At 47.1% G+C, this 16,856-nt stretch carries 16 protein-coding genes; 13 read left to right on the top strand and 3 right to left on the bottom strand.

Annotation, left to right across the window (positions count from 1 at the left end):
• Positions 1-151: 151 nt before the first annotated feature.
• Positions 152-1,183, bottom strand: a complete 1,032-nt coding sequence (locus tag LSG31_RS19035; protein ID WP_430734212.1) for a ThiF family adenylyltransferase — start codon at positions 1,181-1,183, stop codon at positions 152-154.
• Between the two features lie 40 nt (positions 1,184-1,223).
• Positions 1,224-1,913, bottom strand: a complete 690-nt coding sequence (locus tag LSG31_RS19030) for a molybdenum cofactor biosynthesis protein MoaE (protein WP_347436617.1) — start codon at positions 1,911-1,913, stop codon at positions 1,224-1,226.
• Between the two features lie 252 nt (positions 1,914-2,165).
• Between LSG31_RS19030 and moaA the strand changes: the two genes are divergently transcribed.
• From moaA to LSG31_RS19000, 6 genes are all read left to right on the top strand, one after another.
• The gene (moaA, locus tag LSG31_RS19025) at positions 2,166-3,164 is read left to right on the top strand and encodes a GTP 3',8-cyclase MoaA (protein ID WP_347439566.1); all 999 of its coding nucleotides are present in this window, start codon (positions 2,166-2,168) and stop codon (positions 3,162-3,164) included.
• A gap of 3 nt (positions 3,165-3,167) precedes the next feature.
• Positions 3,168-3,659: a cyclic pyranopterin monophosphate synthase MoaC gene (gene moaC, locus LSG31_RS19020; protein WP_347436616.1), complete on the top strand. Its 492-nt coding sequence runs from the start codon at positions 3,168-3,170 to the stop codon at positions 3,657-3,659.
• A 224-nt stretch (positions 3,660-3,883) separates the two neighbouring features.
• Positions 3,884-5,032 carry a putative cytokinetic ring protein SteA gene (steA, locus tag LSG31_RS19015; RefSeq protein WP_347436615.1) on the top strand — a complete coding sequence of 383 codons (1,149 nt, stop codon included), beginning with the start codon at positions 3,884-3,886 and terminating at the stop codon, positions 5,030-5,032.
• Positions 5,033-5,051: 19 nt separating this feature from the next.
• Complete coding sequence (locus LSG31_RS19010; RefSeq protein WP_347436614.1) at positions 5,052-5,957, top strand: copper transporter; 906 nt, start codon at positions 5,052-5,054, stop codon at positions 5,955-5,957.
• The gene (locus LSG31_RS19005; RefSeq protein WP_347436613.1) at positions 5,954-6,628 is read left to right on the top strand and encodes a glycosyltransferase family 2 protein; all 675 of its coding nucleotides are present in this window, start codon (positions 5,954-5,956) and stop codon (positions 6,626-6,628) included. The genes LSG31_RS19010 and LSG31_RS19005 overlap by 4 nt, the downstream gene beginning before the upstream one ends.
• Before the next feature lie 5 nt (positions 6,629-6,633).
• Positions 6,634-7,530: an MraY family glycosyltransferase gene (locus tag LSG31_RS19000; protein WP_347436612.1), complete on the top strand. Its 897-nt coding sequence runs from the start codon at positions 6,634-6,636 to the stop codon at positions 7,528-7,530.
• Here LSG31_RS19000 and LSG31_RS18995 read toward each other — a convergent pair.
• Positions 7,525-7,776 (bottom strand): DUF2627 family protein, encoded by a 252-nt coding sequence (locus tag LSG31_RS18995; RefSeq protein WP_347436611.1) that lies wholly within the window; start codon positions 7,774-7,776, stop codon positions 7,525-7,527. The two genes, LSG31_RS19000 and LSG31_RS18995, sit on opposite strands and share 6 nt — an antisense overlap.
• Positions 7,777-8,100: 324 nt before the next feature.
• Between LSG31_RS18995 and LSG31_RS18990 the strand changes: the two genes are divergently transcribed.
• From LSG31_RS18990 to lipA, 7 genes are all read left to right on the top strand, one after another.
• Positions 8,101-8,487, top strand: a complete 387-nt coding sequence (locus LSG31_RS18990; RefSeq protein WP_347436610.1) for a flagellar protein FlaG — start codon at positions 8,101-8,103, stop codon at positions 8,485-8,487.
• A gap of 65 nt (positions 8,488-8,552) precedes the next feature.
• Complete coding sequence (locus LSG31_RS18985; protein WP_347436609.1) at positions 8,553-10,319, top strand: sigma-54 interaction domain-containing protein; 1,767 nt, start codon at positions 8,553-8,555, stop codon at positions 10,317-10,319.
• Positions 10,320-10,760: 441 nt separating this feature from the next.
• Positions 10,761-12,185, top strand: coding sequence for a dihydrolipoyl dehydrogenase (lpdA, locus tag LSG31_RS18980; RefSeq protein ID WP_347436608.1), 1,425 nt, complete (start codon positions 10,761-10,763; stop codon positions 12,183-12,185).
• A gap of 51 nt (positions 12,186-12,236) precedes the next feature.
• On the top strand, positions 12,237-13,229 hold the full coding sequence (locus LSG31_RS18975) for a thiamine pyrophosphate-dependent dehydrogenase E1 component subunit alpha (RefSeq protein WP_347436607.1): 993 nt from the start codon (positions 12,237-12,239) through the stop codon (positions 13,227-13,229).
• Between the two features lie 12 nt (positions 13,230-13,241).
• Entirely contained in the window at positions 13,242-14,225 is a 984-nt protein-coding gene (locus LSG31_RS18970; RefSeq protein WP_347436606.1) for an alpha-ketoacid dehydrogenase subunit beta, read from the top strand.
• 12 nt (positions 14,226-14,237) lie between these two features.
• On the top strand, positions 14,238-15,548 hold the full coding sequence (locus tag LSG31_RS18965) for a dihydrolipoamide acetyltransferase family protein (protein ID WP_347436605.1): 1,311 nt from the start codon (positions 14,238-14,240) through the stop codon (positions 15,546-15,548).
• A 67-nt stretch (positions 15,549-15,615) separates the two neighbouring features.
• Positions 15,616-16,524 (top strand): lipoyl synthase, encoded by a 909-nt coding sequence (gene lipA / locus LSG31_RS18960; RefSeq protein ID WP_347439565.1) that lies wholly within the window; start codon positions 15,616-15,618, stop codon positions 16,522-16,524.
• The last annotated feature ends 332 nt before the right edge of the window (positions 16,525-16,856 follow it).

Genomic DNA, 16,856 nt, shown 5'->3' with positions numbered 1-16,856 from the left:
TGATATATATAGAAAACGAATGAAACATGCATGTCATACTATAAAACGCAACATGTATGTTTCATTCGTTTTTCACATCAGAGCAATGTTATTTCTTGACGGTTCAATCCCATCACCATAATCCATAGAATCAAAATCGCCGCATCCCGATTTACATCCCGATATATTTGGCATATAAACTGCGGGCAATACCTGGCTCGTTTGTTCCTTGCACCAATGCACGGCCATCGGGAAACACGACGAGGACATAGTCCTTTATATGAACGCGAACCAGAAAACGATTGGCTTCCACCTTGCCGATCGGCTCCATGCGTTTTGCAAAATCGGCAAGAGGGATCCGGACTTCTTCTTTGGGGTGAACTTGCACCGTGTCCCGACCACACAGGGTAGTGGTTTGTTCTTGTATGGATGTTTGCAGATATTCAAATGTATGCTGTCCGCAGCAGATGCAGGATGGTTGTTTGGCATGTGTCAAATCGATTTGCCGAAATTGGGTGTTCCATACATCGACAGACGTCGAAACACGACTTACGGCATCTGCATGACCCGTCAGGTATTTGATTGCTTCTGTTGCCTGTAAGGATGCAATGACATGAATAATCGGCCCAATGACACCAGCCGTATCACAGGTGGGCGTCGTGCCTGGCGCAGGAGCAGAAGCGAACATACAGCGCAAACACGGAGTGCGGCCAGGGATGATTGCAAACGTCATGCCATGTGCGCTGACTGCACCGCCGTAAACCCAAGGGATCTGGTGTTTTACACTGACATCGTTGATTAAAAAACGAATTTGGAAATTATCCGTGCCATCCAAAATAAGATCGACGTCCGCTAACCATTGTTCTGCATTTTGACTGGTCAAATCGGCGACGATCGGTTCGATGACTACGCTTGAATTGATCTGGCGCAATTTGCCGGCAGCCGCTTCCGCTTTCGGCAGCAGTTGTTTCGCATCGTTTTCATCATATAACATTTGTCTCTGCAAGTTGCTCCACTCGACGAAATCCCGATCGATCAACCGGACAAATCCTGCGCCCGCCCGTACCATATGGTTTGCCAATACTGTCCCTAAAGCACCCATGCCGACGATTGCCACACGACTTTGCAAAAGCCGCAATTGTCCTTCTTCGCCAATGTTGGGGAAGAGAATTTGTCTCGAATAACGGGCACGATCCAACTCCATGTTTGATGTCACCTCACAAGCGTATATCGATATTTTTTGATCAGATCAGTGGATTCCAGGGAGTTCCCGATTGTTCGCCAATCCATTCGGAGCCGTCTGACCACTTTTCTTTTTTCCAAATGGGGACAATTTTTTTGAATCGTTCGATGGCATACCGCCCTGCTTCGAATGCTGCGGGCCGATGTGGAGTAGCCACCACAATTGCAATACTGATATCTTCCGGCTGCAGCACACCCAACCGGTGTGTCATCGCAACTTCTGCTGCCGGCCACCGCTCTTGGATTTCATCACAAATTTGGTACATTGTTTGAATCGCCATTTTTGCATACCCTTCATATTCCAAATGAATGGTTTGTTTATCACCTGTAAATTCCCGGACAATGCCGACGAATGCGAGAATGGCTCCGGCATGACGATTGGAAACGTGCTTCATCAGTTCATTGACGTTGATTTCATCATTTGTCAAAGTACAAAGATAAGGTGGTTCTCCACCGCTTACAGGTGGAATAACAGCAATTTGATCCTGATAGGAAACAGTTGTATCAATGGTTGTATAGGATTCATTGACAGCAAAAAAACATTGTTGGATAATTGATTGGATTTGCGGGTAAAGGGAACAAAGCGTTTCACGAATCTCAATCAGTGACGCCGGTTCAGGCAGTGCAATCTCAACTTGGCTGCTGCCGATTTGTTCTGCTACCCCAGCGAATAGTTGAATCTGGTAAGACATATATTTCAACCTTTCTATCGTCATATAATGAACAAACAATTCTATATGCGCAACATGTGAAAGAAACAGATCTATCATACCACTATTTCGACAAAAAGTGGTACGGTATATGCTATAATGAACCAGAGATCGTTTCTTTGCTATGTTTATTAAGTTGGAATAAAAAGCAAATTCATGACAGTGCTGAATATTCTTAATATAGATTCGGTTAAAGAATGAGATTCATGGATGGATGAGAAAGCAGGTGAAGGTATGGAGTCATTGTTAAAAGACCGGTTCGGTCGGATTCATGACTACTTACGCATTTCTGTTACGGACCGTTGCAATTTGCGCTGTGTGTATTGCATGCCGGCAGAAGGTTTGCAGTGGATGGAAAATAAAAAAATTTTATCGTATGAAGAAATTTCCTATGTAGTGGAAGTTGCGGCAAAGCTGGGTGTGCGGAAACTTCGCATAACAGGTGGAGAACCGCTGGTACGAAAAGATTTGACAAAACTGATTGCCAAGCTGTCAAAGATACCTGGCATTGAAGATATTGCCCTGACCACAAACGGGATCTTGCTTGAAGCGCTTGCCGAACCATTGCGTGCGGCCGGTGTCACCCGGATCAATATCAGTATTGACTCGCTAAAGGACGCGCGCTTTGCCGAAATTACCCGCGGCGGCGATTTGCAAAAAGTATTGCGCGGGCTGGAAGCAGCCGTTCGCGTCGGCATGCAGCCGATTAAAATCAATACCGTTTTAATGAAACAAAATCTGGACGAAATTCCAGACTTCATTCGGTTGATCGAGACACATCCATATCATATCCGGTTTATTGAATATATGCCGATTGGCCATGCGGATGATGCCTGGCGGGATGCTTATACACCACTCAGTCAGGTGCGGGAGAGCATCGAACAGATGGGATTTCAGCAACGGGAGAGTACATTTGCCGGAAATGGTCCAGCCGAATATTTTCACAAAGACGGGTACTCCGGTTCGATCGGCTTTATTCATCCGGTCAGCGATCATTTCTGCGCCAACTGCAATCGGCTGCGTTTGACGGCAGACGGATTTTTGAAACCTTGCCTCTACTGGTCTTATGAATATAATGTCAGGAATTTTATCGGCGATGAAGATGGCATGAAACGATTGCTGTTCGACGCATTGGGAATCAAGCCGGAAAGTCATGAGATGGCAAAACAATTGTTGCAGCAAGAGTTGGGTCATATGCCGACAGATCGCCGGATGTCGCAAATCGGAGGATAATTCATGAATGAGTTGACACATATCAACGAACAGGGACGGGCCCATATGGTGGATGTCTCGGAAAAACCAGTTTCAAAGCGTGTTGCGGTGGCATTTGCAGCAATCAGGATGCAGCCGGAAACCCGAACCATCATACAAAACGGCGGCAGTAAAAAAGGTGACGTGTTGGCAGTCAGCCAAGTGGCAGGAATTCTTGCAGCCAAAAAAACTTCAGACATGATCCCGATGTGCCATCCGCTGCCATTGACCAAAGTGGATATTGCATTTCAATATCCGGAAGATCCAAGTCTGCTGTACGTGTATGCGACAGTTGCTACGAAAGCGGAGACGGGTGTGGAGATGGAAGCATTAACAGCCGTGTCTGTCGCTTCATTAACGATTTATGACATGTGTAAGGCGGTTGACAAAGGGATGGAAATTGCTTCGATATATCTGTTGGAAAAGTCCGGAGGAAAAAACGGAGATTACAAACGACTCGAACATGTAGCAGAATGATGGTGTTTGTATTGTGTTTTTTATTGCATGCCAGCTCATGATGCGTCGAAAAGCTTGGAGAAGTCAAGTTTTCCTTTGCATCGGTGCGGATTTCTTAAAAAATCCCGGTAGTTTTCACTATCGGGACTTTTTATATTTTTTGCGGATGATTGAATGATTTTTCCAGAAGAATCTCATACTACAAATGCAGAAAGCCGAATTCGTATCAAGGGGATGATCCTCCTATGAAACGCAAGCGGCGCCTTTCCGACGATCGATGGCTGAAAGGCGTAGCACGGGTAGATCGACGGACAAAACAAGTCGTAAAACGAATGATGCCTGGTGAAATCGCAGTGATCGATCATCAAGACATTGACTTGCTGGCAGCAGAAAGTTTAATTCTCGCACGTGCAAAATTGATTGTGAACCAAGCAGACTCTATGACTGGCGGATTTGCCAACCAAGGTCCGATGGCACTGCTCAAAGCTGGAATCCCGATTGTCGATTGTTGTGGCCCGAACGTATTCGAAAACATTCAGGAAGGACAACAGATTTGGGTAGATGGGGACAAAGTGGGTATCGGTACACAGGTCATTTGTCAGGGACGTCGTCTTGATATCGCTACGATTTCCCAAAAAATGCAGTATGCAGAGCAGCATCTTCAAGAAGCGTTAAACGATTTTATCGAGAACACATTTCGCTATGTAGAGACGGAAAAAGGAATGTTCTTTGGACAATTGGAGTTCCCGACATTAGCAGTGAGCATGGAAGGGAAACATGTGCTGGTAATTGCCCGCGGAAAAAATTATCGGGAAGATGTATTGGCGATTCTTTCATATATTCGGGAACAGCGGCCCGTTATCATCGCGGTGGATGGCGGTGCAGACGCGTTGCTTGAAATCGGGTTGCGTCCGCATGCTATCATCGGCGATATGGACAGCGTTTCCGATCAGGCATTGGAACTGGTTCAGGAGCGAGTGGTTCATGCCTATGCAGATGGACGTTCACCTGGGCTGGAACGCTTGCAGAGGATGGGCCTGTCTGCACATGTATGCAATGCACCGGGAACCAGCGAGGATATTGCGATGTTGCTGGCGGATCACGCAGGCGCATCGTTAATCGTAGCAGTCGGAACACATACGAATATGCTTGATTTTTATGAAAAAGGCCGAAAAGGAATGGCCAGTACGTTGCTGACCCGTTTGCGAATTGGCGGAAAATTGATTGACGCAAAAGGTGTCAGCCAGTTGTATCGAACACGCTTGGGCATTAAGCCGGTGTTGTTCGTTTGTGCGGCATCGATGCTGCCGTTAGGTATCTTAAGTTGGGTGAATCCCGTCGCTCGCCAGGTTTTCCATATGTTCCTGTTGCAAGTTCGTTTGATACTCCCCTAGCCAAGATGATGGGTGGAGCGTGAGAAAAACTATGTATCATTTCCGGTATCATGTGCTTACAATCGCAGGCATTTTTTTATCGCTAGGCATCGGGATGTTTCTCGGAACTGTAATGGCCCCCGAATGGATGACAAAACAGCAGGCAGGTATTTTGCAACGTTTGGAATCCCGTTATCATTCATTGTTGGAACAGCAGCATGTTCTGCAGGAAAAAACCGATCAATTGGAAAAAGAATCGTCCAGCACGAAACACGAGTTGAGAGCAGTGGAAAGTCATTATATTGCAAATCGGCTGTCAGGCAAACATATTCTGGTGATCAGCGTCACTTCGGTCGATACGTCAGAGATGATCGAAAGTCTGCGCGAGGCTGGAGCGGAAATCACCTGGAATGTGCAGGTCAGCCAATTGGGCGCTTTGCTGAACAATGCGTTAAATGAGGAGCAAGTATCGGCATTGGGGTGGTCCAAAGACTGCTCACAATCCGAATTGTATGTCAATTCCTTGGTGAATGATCTATTGTCGGGCAATGAGACGCATCTTCAATCTCTCGAACGGTTGGGCCTGCTTGAGATCATGCAACATGCTGCAGGTCAACCGGATCATGTGATACTTGCCGGAGGAACTTACAGCGCCGATTCATCACAATGGCGCGCAGGCGTGCGGCAGTTTGATCAACTGCTCATTCGCGCATTTGTACGGCGACAACTGCCGATCGTCACGGCAGAACGATCCGACAGCAAGGAAATGTTTGCAAAGTGGTTCCCTGAATATCCGATATCTACGATTGACAATATCGACCATCCGGCCGGTCAAATTGCGTTGATTGATGTTTTGAACGGCGCTCATGGCCACTATGGAACGAAAGCAGTTGCAAAAACATTGCTGCCTGATGGAAAAATGAGCAAAGAGGTGTTTGGTCAATGACGTTGAGAGTTTCTGCAATTATTCCTGCTTATAATGAAGCTGACCAAATTACAGATACGATACGTGGCTTGCAGAACATGCCGGAGATTGCGGAGATTTGGGTTGTTGATGATGGTTCACGGGACCAAACGGCAGATCTCGCGAAACATGCGGGTGCGAGCGTATTACGTTTTTCAAAAAATATGGGAAAAGCAGCTGCGGCTTGGGCGGGTATCAGACAAGCAAAAGAAGAATGGCTGCTTTTTTGTGATGCCGACTTAGGTGCCAGCGTACAGGGGATTCATCCGTTGTTCGCTCCTTTGGAACGAGGGGAAGCGGACATGACGATCGGCGTCTTGCCAACTATTTGCAGCAAGCAAGGATTCGGCATTACAAAAGGCATTGCCCGGGCCGGTATTCATCATTGCACAACGTATACGTGTATGGCTCCTTTGTCCGGGCAACGAGTCTTGCGCCGGGAGATGTTTACGCAGATTGAATCACTGGCACGGGGGTATGGCATGGAAGTCGGGTTGACAATCGATGCATTGCGTTTGGGATGTCGCATGTCTGAAGTGCCAATCGATGTCAGCCACCGTCTGTATGGGCGTACGTGGAATGGTGCGATCCACCGCGGGAAACAGTTGCTTGATGTACTGCAAGCGCTTCATAGCAGATACCTGGAGGTATGATGTCAATGAATGGATGGATGGTCATCTGTCTCTTGATGAGCAGTTATCTTCTTACATTATTTTGGTATCATGCCTTTTATCACGTCTGCAATCGTCACATCGTAAGAGAAAATTATCAAAAAAAAACCATTCCTACTGCAATGGGAATCTCGATTACGCTGACAGTGGTTGTTTTGATTTGTACGCTGCCTGGGAGCGGACTTGCCAAACAGGACTTGGTGCTCCTTGTTTCCATGCTCATGGCAACATGCGTGGGATTGTTGGATGATATTGCAAATGATCGACGAATCAAGGGGATCAGCGGACATTTGCAGATGCTTTGGAAGCGGAAAACGTTCACGTCCGGCGGATTAAAGGCAATTATCTTGACAGGAACGGCTGTATGGACCAGCACGCAGTTAACAGAGAGTTGGCTGGAAATGCCGATTGGAGCGACGATCATCGCATTGACGGCAAATACGATCAATTTGTTCGATTTGCGCCCGGGAAGAGCAATGAAAGCAGTTATATTGATGCTGCTTGTATTGTTTGGATGGATTGCTTTTCATTCTTCGATATCCTCGAATTTTCTTTGGAAATGGTGCATCATCCTCATCGGCACATGTCTGGCTTATATTCCAAAAGATTTAAAAGGGTATGCGATGATGGGAGATACAGGAGCAAACGCCCTTGGCATTCTATTGGGCAGTTTATGTCTGTCAGCATTCCCGTTTGGATATCAATGGATCATGCTGATTCTTTTGCTTGGAATCCATGGAATTGCTGAAATTCATTCCATTTCAGCAATTATTGACGACAACAAGTGGCTGCGTTGGCTGGATCAATGGGGGAGGCCCAAGCAGTGCAGCGCGGATGAACCGGCGGTCGAACCGGAAGACATACAGCCGCTTCCCAATTCATAACGGAGTGGTTTGTTTCCTGCCGATGCTTTTTTTGATGCGGCCTCTTTTTTGATCCCGGTAATGCATGTAACCACCAATAAAACTGACTCCGCCGACCATCAAAAGTGCGCCCAGGGTCATATCCGGCCAAACGGTTGCAGCAGGTTCCGCAAGTTTTGTAAGAATGGCTTGTTTGATCAGATTGACCCCTTCGCCTGCAAGGACAACGATACCGAACATGGATAGCCATAAAATATATCGAATCATAAAAATCCCTCCTATAAATTCACTATACTGGATTGCTCACGGTAGAACAATGGAAGCGCATAGAGTTTCAAATAACTGTTGATTTTTAACGAGCACGTACAGTGTAGAACATACAGTGTATTCCTTATTTTTTTGTGAAATTTCCCAGTCAATCGAAAGGAATTTTCATAAAGTTCTCGAAAATTTGTAAACAGTAAATTTGCAGATTGTACATGTATATCATTTGCGGAACGGCATTTGTTTTCTGCAAAATCATTTGCTTCTTCCTAAATTCATATATTCATAGAGTAAGTAAATATCGTGACATGTCAGGGGGCGTAAAAGATGGAATTTGGTATTAATAATATGAATCAATCCTATGCGAATCCATTGCAGCAAACACAACTCCTACCGATACAACCGGTTGAGCCGCTACTGCCGGCTCAACCGACAGATTCTCATCGCGAAGGCAATTCCCGGTTTCAAAATCAAGATGAGGCTGCCCGCAAAGAGCGAATTGCAAAAGCGATGGAACAGTTGCGCCATATGGCCCGACAGCATTCCTTACAGGTACGCCTCGATTATAATAAAGAAGCAGATCATATTGTGATTCAATTTATGGATCCGGAGAACAACAACGAAGTTGTAAGGCAAATCCCGACAGAAGCAATATTGAATATGGATATTCAAATGAGAAAGTATCTTGGCATGCTATTTGACAAAAAAGCGTAACGGTCATTTTGTTTTTTCTTTTTATTAGATAATACGGAAATGCATGGGGTGGAGATGGCAATTACATGAATTCGGAGCATGAGAAATTATCTGGTGGTCAAGACTTGGGCAAGCAGCGAGAATTGGAAGTGATCTTAAATTCCACACATGATGCGATGATCGCGATTAATATCGATGGACAAATTACAATTTTTAATGCTGCTGCGGAACGTTTAACACAAAAACGGGGACAAGACGTGCTTGGGGAGAATGTCAGTGAAGTGATCCCGAACAGCCGCTTGCATGAAGTGTTGCGTTCGGGGCAACCGGAATTGAATCAATTGCAGACGCTAGGAAACATTCGAATTATTACGAACCGGGTGCCGGTAAAAGATGAGCATGGCCGAGTGATCGGTGCGGTTGCCGTCTTTCGGGATGTAACCGATATCCAAAATTTAATCGAAGAAATTACAAATTTGCGCGAGATGCAGCAATTGCTTGAAGCGATTATCAATTCGACACAAGATGCCATTTCCGTAGTGGACGCAGAGGGACAAGGCATCCTGATTAACCCTGCCTATACCAAGCTGACCGGTTTAACCGAACGGGATATTATTGGCCAGCCGGCAACGGTGGATATTGCGGAAGGGGAAAGCATGCATTTGCAAGTGTTGCGCACGGGACAGCCGGTACGGGGTGTGCCGATGAAGATCGGTCCGACTCGTCGGGAAGTGATTGTAAATGTGGCGCCGATTACAGTTAAAGGACAATTAAAGGGAAGTGTAGGCATTCTCCACGATATTTCGGAAATGAAAAAACTATCCGAAGAATTGGAAAAGGCCAAACAATTGATTCGGAAGCTGGAAGCGAAATATAGCTTTCAGGATATCATTTCCGTGAGTCCGGATATGCAGCAAGCGCTTGAACAGGCCCGACAAGCTGCTGCGACACATGCAACCGTGTTGTTGCGGGGCGAATCGGGAACGGGGAAAGAATTGTTCGCACATGCCATCCATAATGCTGGCGATCGCCGTTTTAATCGATTTTTGCGCGTCAATTGCGCTGCCATATCGGAAAGTTTGCTGGAAAGCCAATTGTTTGGCTATGAAGAAGGCGCCTTTACAGGTGCGAAACGGGGCGGGCAAAAAGGGTTGTTCGAGCAAGCGGGGGGCGGGACGATATTTCTTGATGAGATTGGCGAATTATCGGTGTCAACACAGGCGAAAATTTTACGGGTTTTGCAGGAAAAAGAAATTGTTCGTGTGGGTGGATCACAACCGATTCAGATTGATGTACGAATTATTGCCGCCACAAATGTAAATTTGGAGAAAGCGATTGCGGAAAGCCGCTTTCGGGCAGATTTGTATTATCGCCTCAATGTTTTACCCATTATCATTCCGCCTTTGCGGTGCCGTAAAGAAGATATCTATCCGATTGCCATGCGTTTGATTCGCAAATTAAATCAGGAGTATGGACGAAATGTAGACAGCATCGCTGCTGCCTGTTTGGAACAATTGTTCCGCTACGATTGGCCGGGAAATGTCCGGGAATTAGAAAATGTCATCGGCCGCGCAATGATTCATATGCGTTTGACAGACAAGGAAATTCAATGTATTCAGTTGCCTGAGTTCACAGGCCCGGCCAAGCCGACAGAAAAAACCTTGCTCTTGCCAAAAGAAGTGGAAGCAAATCCGGTAGACACATTAGACGCGATTGTAGCGGCGGCAGAAAAAAAGCATATCAGAAACGTGCTGCGGCTTACTCACGGCAATAAAACGGAAGCGGCGAAACGCCTTGGAATCGCTGTGCGGAGTTTGTATTATAAAATGGAAAAATATCACCTGAATCCGTGAGGGTAGTTACCCGGTACAGGGGATAGCGCGTTATTTCATACTGATTTTACGCAATTTATTGCATGCAAATATTTGCGCAATATTTGCAAACAACTACATGGTTGAAACGATAACTCATTGACTGATGATAGGGAAATGAGTTATTTTACATTTTATCAGGAATATTCACTTTTTAACATTTACATAAAAAATTGGTACGATTTTTGCATTTGAATGTTTTTAGAAATGGATGGCAAAACAAATAGCAATCGGCTTCCATTTTCTACAGGAAAATGGTATGCTATCAACAGGTTGTGTAAGTTGATGTTAATACCTGATACTAAATTAATGAGAAACTTTCTCATGAAGCTGGGATCTGATAGCATGAAGTTTGCGATCCCATTCAGGATGATGCAAGGAACAATAGCGAGACGGAACATGTGTGCGTAAAGGGGGAATAGCATGTCAGATTCATTTGATATTGTCATACTTGGCGGAGGCACCGGGGGATATGTTGCAGCCATTCGCGCCGCACAGTTGGGATTGAAAGTGGCTGTTGTAGAAAAAGAAAAACTCGGCGGAACGTGTCTCCATAAAGGATGCATTCCTTCGAAAGCCCTTTTAAAAAGTGCCGAAATGCTTTCAAAATTTGCAAAAGCCGGTGAATATGGCATAGAAGTGGAAGGAAAGCCGAAGCTGCGTTTTTCCAAAGTCATGGAACGAAAAGATAAGATTGTGAGCCAACTGTATAAAGGTGTGCAGCATTTACTGAAGAAGCATGGCGTGACAGTGATTCAAGGCCATGGACGATTGATGGGGCCTTCCATTTTTTCGCCAACCAGCGGCACCATCTCGATCGAGAAAGCTGATGGGCAGACAGAATTGACCACACCCCGCCATGTCATTATCGCAACCGGTTCGAGACCCAGGACTCTGCCTGGTTTGCCCATTGATGGAGATAAAGTAATCACAAGCGATCATGGATTGCAGTTGGAACATTTGCCAAAATCGATTCTTATCATCGGTGCAGGGGCGATTGGCATGGAATGGGCCAGCATGTTGAATGATTTTGGAGTCGATGTTACGGTTGTCGAGTATATGGATCGGATTTTACCCCTGGAAGACTCGGATTGCTCGGATGAATTGGCAAAATTGTTAAAACGGCGCAATGTGAAAATTGTGACAGGAGCGAAAGTTTTGCCGGAATCTTTCGAAGAAGCGGGCGAAAATGTACGGATTCAGGCACAAGTCGGTGATCGACTGCAAACATTTGAGGCGGAAAAAATCCTCGTATCCATCGGCCGGGAAGCGAATGTTCAAGATATCGGACTGGAAGCTACGGAAATTCAGGTGGAACGCGGTGTGATTCAAGTGGATGCGCACTTGCGGACTGCCGAACCGCATATTTTCGCCATCGGTGATTGTATTGGCGGTTTACAGTTGGCTCATGCAGCTGCACATGAAGGCGTACATGCGGTTGAGACAATCGCGGATCTGCATCCGCTGCCGATCGACTCCACTGCGATTCCCCGCTGCACATATAGCCGTCCGGAAGTGGCAAGCATCGGATTGACAGAAGCAAAAGCCCGCAGCCAAGGGTATGAGTTGAAGGTTGGAACATTTCCCTTTCGCGCCATCGGCAAAGCACAGATCAATGGCGATATCGACGGTTTTGTTAAAATTTTGTCAGATGCAAGGACACAGGATCTTTTGGGAGTGCATATGGTGGGCGCACATGTGACGGATATGATTTCGGAAGCTGCTCTTGCCAAATTGCTGGATGCCACGGCATGGGAAGTAGCACAAACCATCCATCCCCATCCGACGCTGTCGGAAGCTGTGGCGGAAGCGGCTTTGGCCGTTGACGGTTTGGCGATTCATATATAATCGGGCATGTCTGTTTGCTATTCACGATTCTGATCGAGCGGAGGAGACTTCATGAGCACATATACGCATGAACAACTTGGACTTACGAAAGAACAATTGTTGCAGATGTTTTATTATATGGTTTTGGCGCGTACGATTGATGAACGGTTGTGGTTGTTAAACCGTGCCGGCAAAATTCCCTTTGTGGTTTCTTGTCAGGGACAGGAAGCTGCACAAGTCGGAGCAGCTTTTGCGCTGCAACCGGAAACGGATTACATTCTTCCTTATTACCGGGATATGGGCGTCGTGCTGGTATTTGGACAGACGGCCCGCGACATGATGTTAAGTTCATTTGCAAAAGCAGAGGATCCGGCAGGCGGAGGACGGCAAATGCCTGGGCACTTCAGCTCGCGCAAGCATCATATCATATCGGGTTCCAGTCCAGTATCCACGCAGATTCCCCATGCGGTCGGCGTGGCATTGGCCGGTAAAATGCGCAGGGAGCCAATGGTTGCGTATACATCCTTCGGTGAAGGCTCCAGCAATCAGGGAGACTTCCATGAAGCGTGCAATTTTGCGGGTGTACACAAACTTCCGGTGATTTTCTTCTGTGAAAATAATCAGTATGCAATTTCAGTGCCCGTAATCAAGCAGCTAGGTTGCGAACATGTGGCAGATCGGGCTGCCGGCTACGGATTTCCTGGCGTAATCGTCGACGGCAATGATGTCCTGGAAGTCTATAAAGTTGTTAAGGAAGCCGCAGACCGGGCTCGTCGCGGCGAAGGGCCAACTTTGATTGAAGCCAAAACGTATCGGCTCGCACCCCATTCAAGCGACGATGATGATCGCAGCTATCGTTCCCGTGAAGAAGTGGAAGAGGCCAAAAAGAAAGATCCATTGGTGATTTTCCGCAGGTATCTGGTCGACAACGGTTTGCTTTCCGATACGGAAGAAGGGGCCATTCGCGAAAAAATCGCCAAAGAAGTGAACGATGCCACTGAGTATGCGGAAAAAGCTCCGTATGCCGCGCCGGAAGATGCTTTGACATTCGTTTACGCAGACTAGGAGGGGGAGCATATGGCTGTCAAACTTTATATAGAAGCGATTCATGACGCGATCCTTGAAGAAATGCGCAGGGACGAACGGGTATTTGTTTTGGGAGAAGACGTGGGTGTGCGGGGCGGAGTATTTCGCGTCACTGCAGGCCTGATTGAAGAGTTTGGCGAACAACGTGTCATCGATACGCCGTTGGCGGAATCTGCCATCGTCGGAGTCGGCATTGGAGCCGCATTACACGGAATGGTGCCGATTGCTGAAATTCAGTTTGCCGATTTTATTTTGCCTGCCATGAATCAGATTATTAGTGAAGCTGCCAAAATGCGGTATCGTTCCCGGAATGACTGGGGGGTGCCAATGGTCATCCGCGCTCCATATGGAGGGGGTGTTCATGGCGCTTTGTACCATTCCCAGAGCGTAGAGGCGCTTTTCCATCATGTCCCAGGTTTGAAAATTGTCGCTCCTTCCACACCTTATGATGTGAAAGGTCTTTTAAAAGCGGCGATTCGCGATCCGGATCCGGTTTTGTTTTTTGAGCACAAACGATGCTATCGGCTGATCAAAGGGGATGTGCCCGAGGAAGAGTACGTTCTTCCCATCGGCAAAGCGGATGTGAAGCGTGAGGGGACCGATATTACGGTGATTACCTACGGTTTGATGGTGCATCTGTGCATGGATGCGGCGGAGCAATTGGCGAAAGAGGGAATCGATGTGCATATCCTCGACCTTCGCACAGTGCTTCCGCTCGACCGGGAAGGTATCATCGATGCGGTGAAGAAAACAGGTAAAGTACTCATCGTTCATGAGGACAATAAAACTGGCGGTGTGGGTGCGGAAGTATCTGCAATCATTGCAGAAGAAGCGCTGTTTGAACTCGATGCGCCGATTGCCCGTCTGTGCGGGCCGGATGTCCCGGCGATGCCCTATAGTCCGCCCATGGAAAAATTTTATATGCTGAATTCGGAAAAAATTGCAGCAGCCATGCGGAAGTTGGCTGAATTTTAAGGGGGTTATGGAATGCCAGATGTTCGAATGCCGCAGTTGGGAGAAAGTGTGACAGAAGGCACCCTCGGCAAATGGTTAAAGCAAATAGGGGACAAAGTAGAAAAATATGAACCCCTTGTCGAAGTGATTACGGATAAGGTCAATGCGGAAATTCCATCGGATGTCGAAGGGATTCTGACGGAAATCCTCGTACAAGAAGGGGAAACGGTTCCTGTCGGTACGAAAATTGCCGTAATTGAAGGGCAGGATGTGTTGCCGCATGTGCTCCCGCAAAAGGACACGGCGAATGCGATCACAACTGCAGCGTCCAAGACACAAGCGGCTGCCGATGCTCTGGAAACCCTCGCGGATGTACGTCAACATGCAGATGCGGTTTTCGATGGACAAGGAAGATTTTCGCCGGTTGTCATGCGTCTTATGCAGGAGCACCGAATCAATCCTGCCATGATTACAGGCACAGGAATCGGTGGGAGGATTACACGAAAGGATGTATATCGCTTCATTGAATCTCCCAATCCCCCGTCTGTTATCGAACAGCCGCAATCCGAACCGAAAGCGGCCGTACAAAGCGAGATGCCTGCCGTTGAGCCTGTGATTTCGGCAAGCAAGCCCCTTTTAGCAAATGGGGAAGATCAAATCATTCCCGCTACTGCCATTCGGAAGACGATTGCAAAACGGATGGTGGAAAGCAAGCACACAGCGCCGCACGCATGGACAATGGTAGAGGCGGATGTCACTTCCCTCGTCAAATTCCGCACGAAAGTAAAAGAAGAATTCAAACGCAGGGAAGGAATTGATCTGACCTATCTGCCCTTCTTTATCAAGGCAGTGGCCGAGTCGTTAAAAGAGTTTCCCATTTTGAATTCAGCATGGACGGACGAAGGGATTGTGATCAAGAAAGGCATTCATATCTCAATTGCCGTCGCGACCGAAGATGCACTTGTCGTACCTGTGATTCATCACGCGGATCGGTTAAGCATTGTCGGCATTGCCCACGCGGTCCATGATTTGGCTGCAAGAGCCCGCGCGGGGAAACTGACGATGGAAGATGTCGCAGGCGGTACATTTACAGTAAATAATACGGGCGCGTTTGGATCGATACTGTCAGCGCCGATTATCAATGCCCCGCAAGCGGCCATTATAACGATGGAATCCATTGTCAAACGCCCCGTAGTGCTGGATGATGATGCGATTGCCATCCGTTCGCTCGTGAACATCTGTTTGTCACTGGATCACCGCGTATTGGACGGACTTGCTTGCGGGCGGTTTTTGCAAAGTGTCAAGAGGCGCTTGCAAGAGTACGGCGAACATACTATCCTATAAGGAGATCACCGGGCTTGGCACCTGCCAAGTCCATATACCATTTTAGAAAGGGGTGGGGAGTGTGGAAATGCACGGTCAAACGATGAAAGAATCCGCGAAAGAATCTGCACAACGCCCGCTAAGAAAACCAGAGTGGTTGAAAATAGATTTAAAGACAAACGAAAATTTTACGGAATTAAAGTCCTTGATGCGCGGCAATCGATTACATACGGTTTGCGAAGAAGCGAAATGTCCCAATCTTTTCGAATGTTGGACGCATCGCACCGCGACCTTTATGATTTTGGGGAATATCTGTACCAGAGCTTGCCGTTTTTGCGCTGTCACCACAGGGCTGCCGACGGAATTGGATTTGGAAGAACCAAGCCGCGTGGCGGCATCAGTCGAGCAGATGGGGCTGCAGCATGTGGTTGTCACATCTGTCGCAAGAGACGACCTTGCAGATGGAGGGGCTGCCATTTTTGCGGCGACGATCCGTGCGGTGAGAGAAAGGGTTCCCGGGTGTTCGGTGGAAGTTTTGATTCCTGATTTTCAAGGGAATTGGGATGCGTTGCAGGTGGTGATGGATGCACGGCCAGACATTTTGAATCACAACATAGAGACCGTTGAACGGCTGTCCGACCGCGTGCGGGCGAAAGCGAAGTACCGTCGATCCCTTGAGCTGCTGCAAAGGGCAAAAGGAATGAAGCCGGATATCCCGACAAAATCCAGCATCATGTTGGGCGTAGGGGAAACATGGGAGGAAATTTTGCAGGCGATGGACGATTTGCGCAACGTGGATTGTGACATCATGACGATCGGTCAATATTTGCAGCCGACGAAAAAACATTTAAACATTGAAAAATACTATACTCCACAAGAATTTGCAAAGTTGAAGGTGGAAGGAATCAAACGGGGATTTTCCCACGTGGAATCCGGACCGCTGGTTCGCAGTTCCTATCATGCACATGAGCAAGTTCAGCAGGCGGGGAAAAAATAGCGATACAATTCGTTTGGCGACCTTCTTGTCACAATGGCCGGTTCATAAGACGAAGGGTCGCCATAAGCGTTTTTGTGGAGCAACAAACAAAGGTGCAAATGCATGAAAATAATAGATACGCAACGATATAACGAGATGTTTGCGTTTACATACTCTTCTTTTCTGATTTGAAGGTAGAATTGCGATAAATTGTCTATCGCCTTTTTTGAACAGATATTATTTAATAGATTCATCAGAAACTTCTGGTGTGGAGATGAAGAGCAACCGATGGTCAACCGCTTAAAAACATGGTGGAATAATTTGTTTCGTTTGACGGCAGATGAAATGACAGA

The organism is Fodinisporobacter ferrooxydans (assembly GCF_022818495.1).
In the GTDB taxonomy this organism is placed as follows: Bacteria; Bacillota; Bacilli; order Tumebacillales; family MYW30-H2; genus Fodinisporobacter; species Fodinisporobacter ferrooxydans.
This window is presented reverse-complemented; position numbering and strand designations above follow the sequence as displayed.

Bases quoted from the DNA above. Each gene is read 5' to 3' on its own strand.
- LSG31_RS19035 (WP_430734212.1), bottom strand. From the start codon at position 1,183: ATGGAGTTGGATCGTGCCCGTTATTCGAGACAAATTCTCTTCCCCAAC.
- LSG31_RS19030 (WP_347436617.1), bottom strand. From the start codon at position 1,913: ATGTCTTACCAGATTCAACTATTCGCTGGGGTAGCAGAACAAATCGGC.
- moaA (WP_347439566.1), top strand. From the start codon at position 2,166: ATGGAGTCATTGTTAAAAGACCGGTTCGGTCGGATTCATGACTACTTA.
- moaC (WP_347436616.1), top strand. From the start codon at position 3,168: ATGAATGAGTTGACACATATCAACGAACAGGGACGGGCCCATATGGTG.
- steA (WP_347436615.1), top strand. From the start codon at position 3,884: ATGAAACGCAAGCGGCGCCTTTCCGACGATCGATGGCTGAAAGGCGTA.
- LSG31_RS19005 (WP_347436613.1), top strand. From the start codon at position 5,954: ATGACGTTGAGAGTTTCTGCAATTATTCCTGCTTATAATGAAGCTGAC.
- LSG31_RS19000 (WP_347436612.1), top strand. From the start codon at position 6,634: ATGAATGGATGGATGGTCATCTGTCTCTTGATGAGCAGTTATCTTCTT.
- LSG31_RS18995 (WP_347436611.1), bottom strand. From the start codon at position 7,776: ATGATTCGATATATTTTATGGCTATCCATGTTCGGTATCGTTGTCCTT.
- LSG31_RS18990 (WP_347436610.1), top strand. From the start codon at position 8,101: ATGGAATTTGGTATTAATAATATGAATCAATCCTATGCGAATCCATTG.
- LSG31_RS18985 (WP_347436609.1), top strand. From the start codon at position 8,553: ATGAATTCGGAGCATGAGAAATTATCTGGTGGTCAAGACTTGGGCAAG.
- lpdA (WP_347436608.1), top strand. From the start codon at position 10,761: ATGTCAGATTCATTTGATATTGTCATACTTGGCGGAGGCACCGGGGGA.
- LSG31_RS18975 (WP_347436607.1), top strand. From the start codon at position 12,237: ATGAGCACATATACGCATGAACAACTTGGACTTACGAAAGAACAATTG.
- LSG31_RS18970 (WP_347436606.1), top strand. From the start codon at position 13,242: ATGGCTGTCAAACTTTATATAGAAGCGATTCATGACGCGATCCTTGAA.
- LSG31_RS18965 (WP_347436605.1), top strand. From the start codon at position 14,238: ATGCCAGATGTTCGAATGCCGCAGTTGGGAGAAAGTGTGACAGAAGGC.
- lipA (WP_347439565.1), top strand. From the start codon at position 15,616: ATGCACGGTCAAACGATGAAAGAATCCGCGAAAGAATCTGCACAACGC.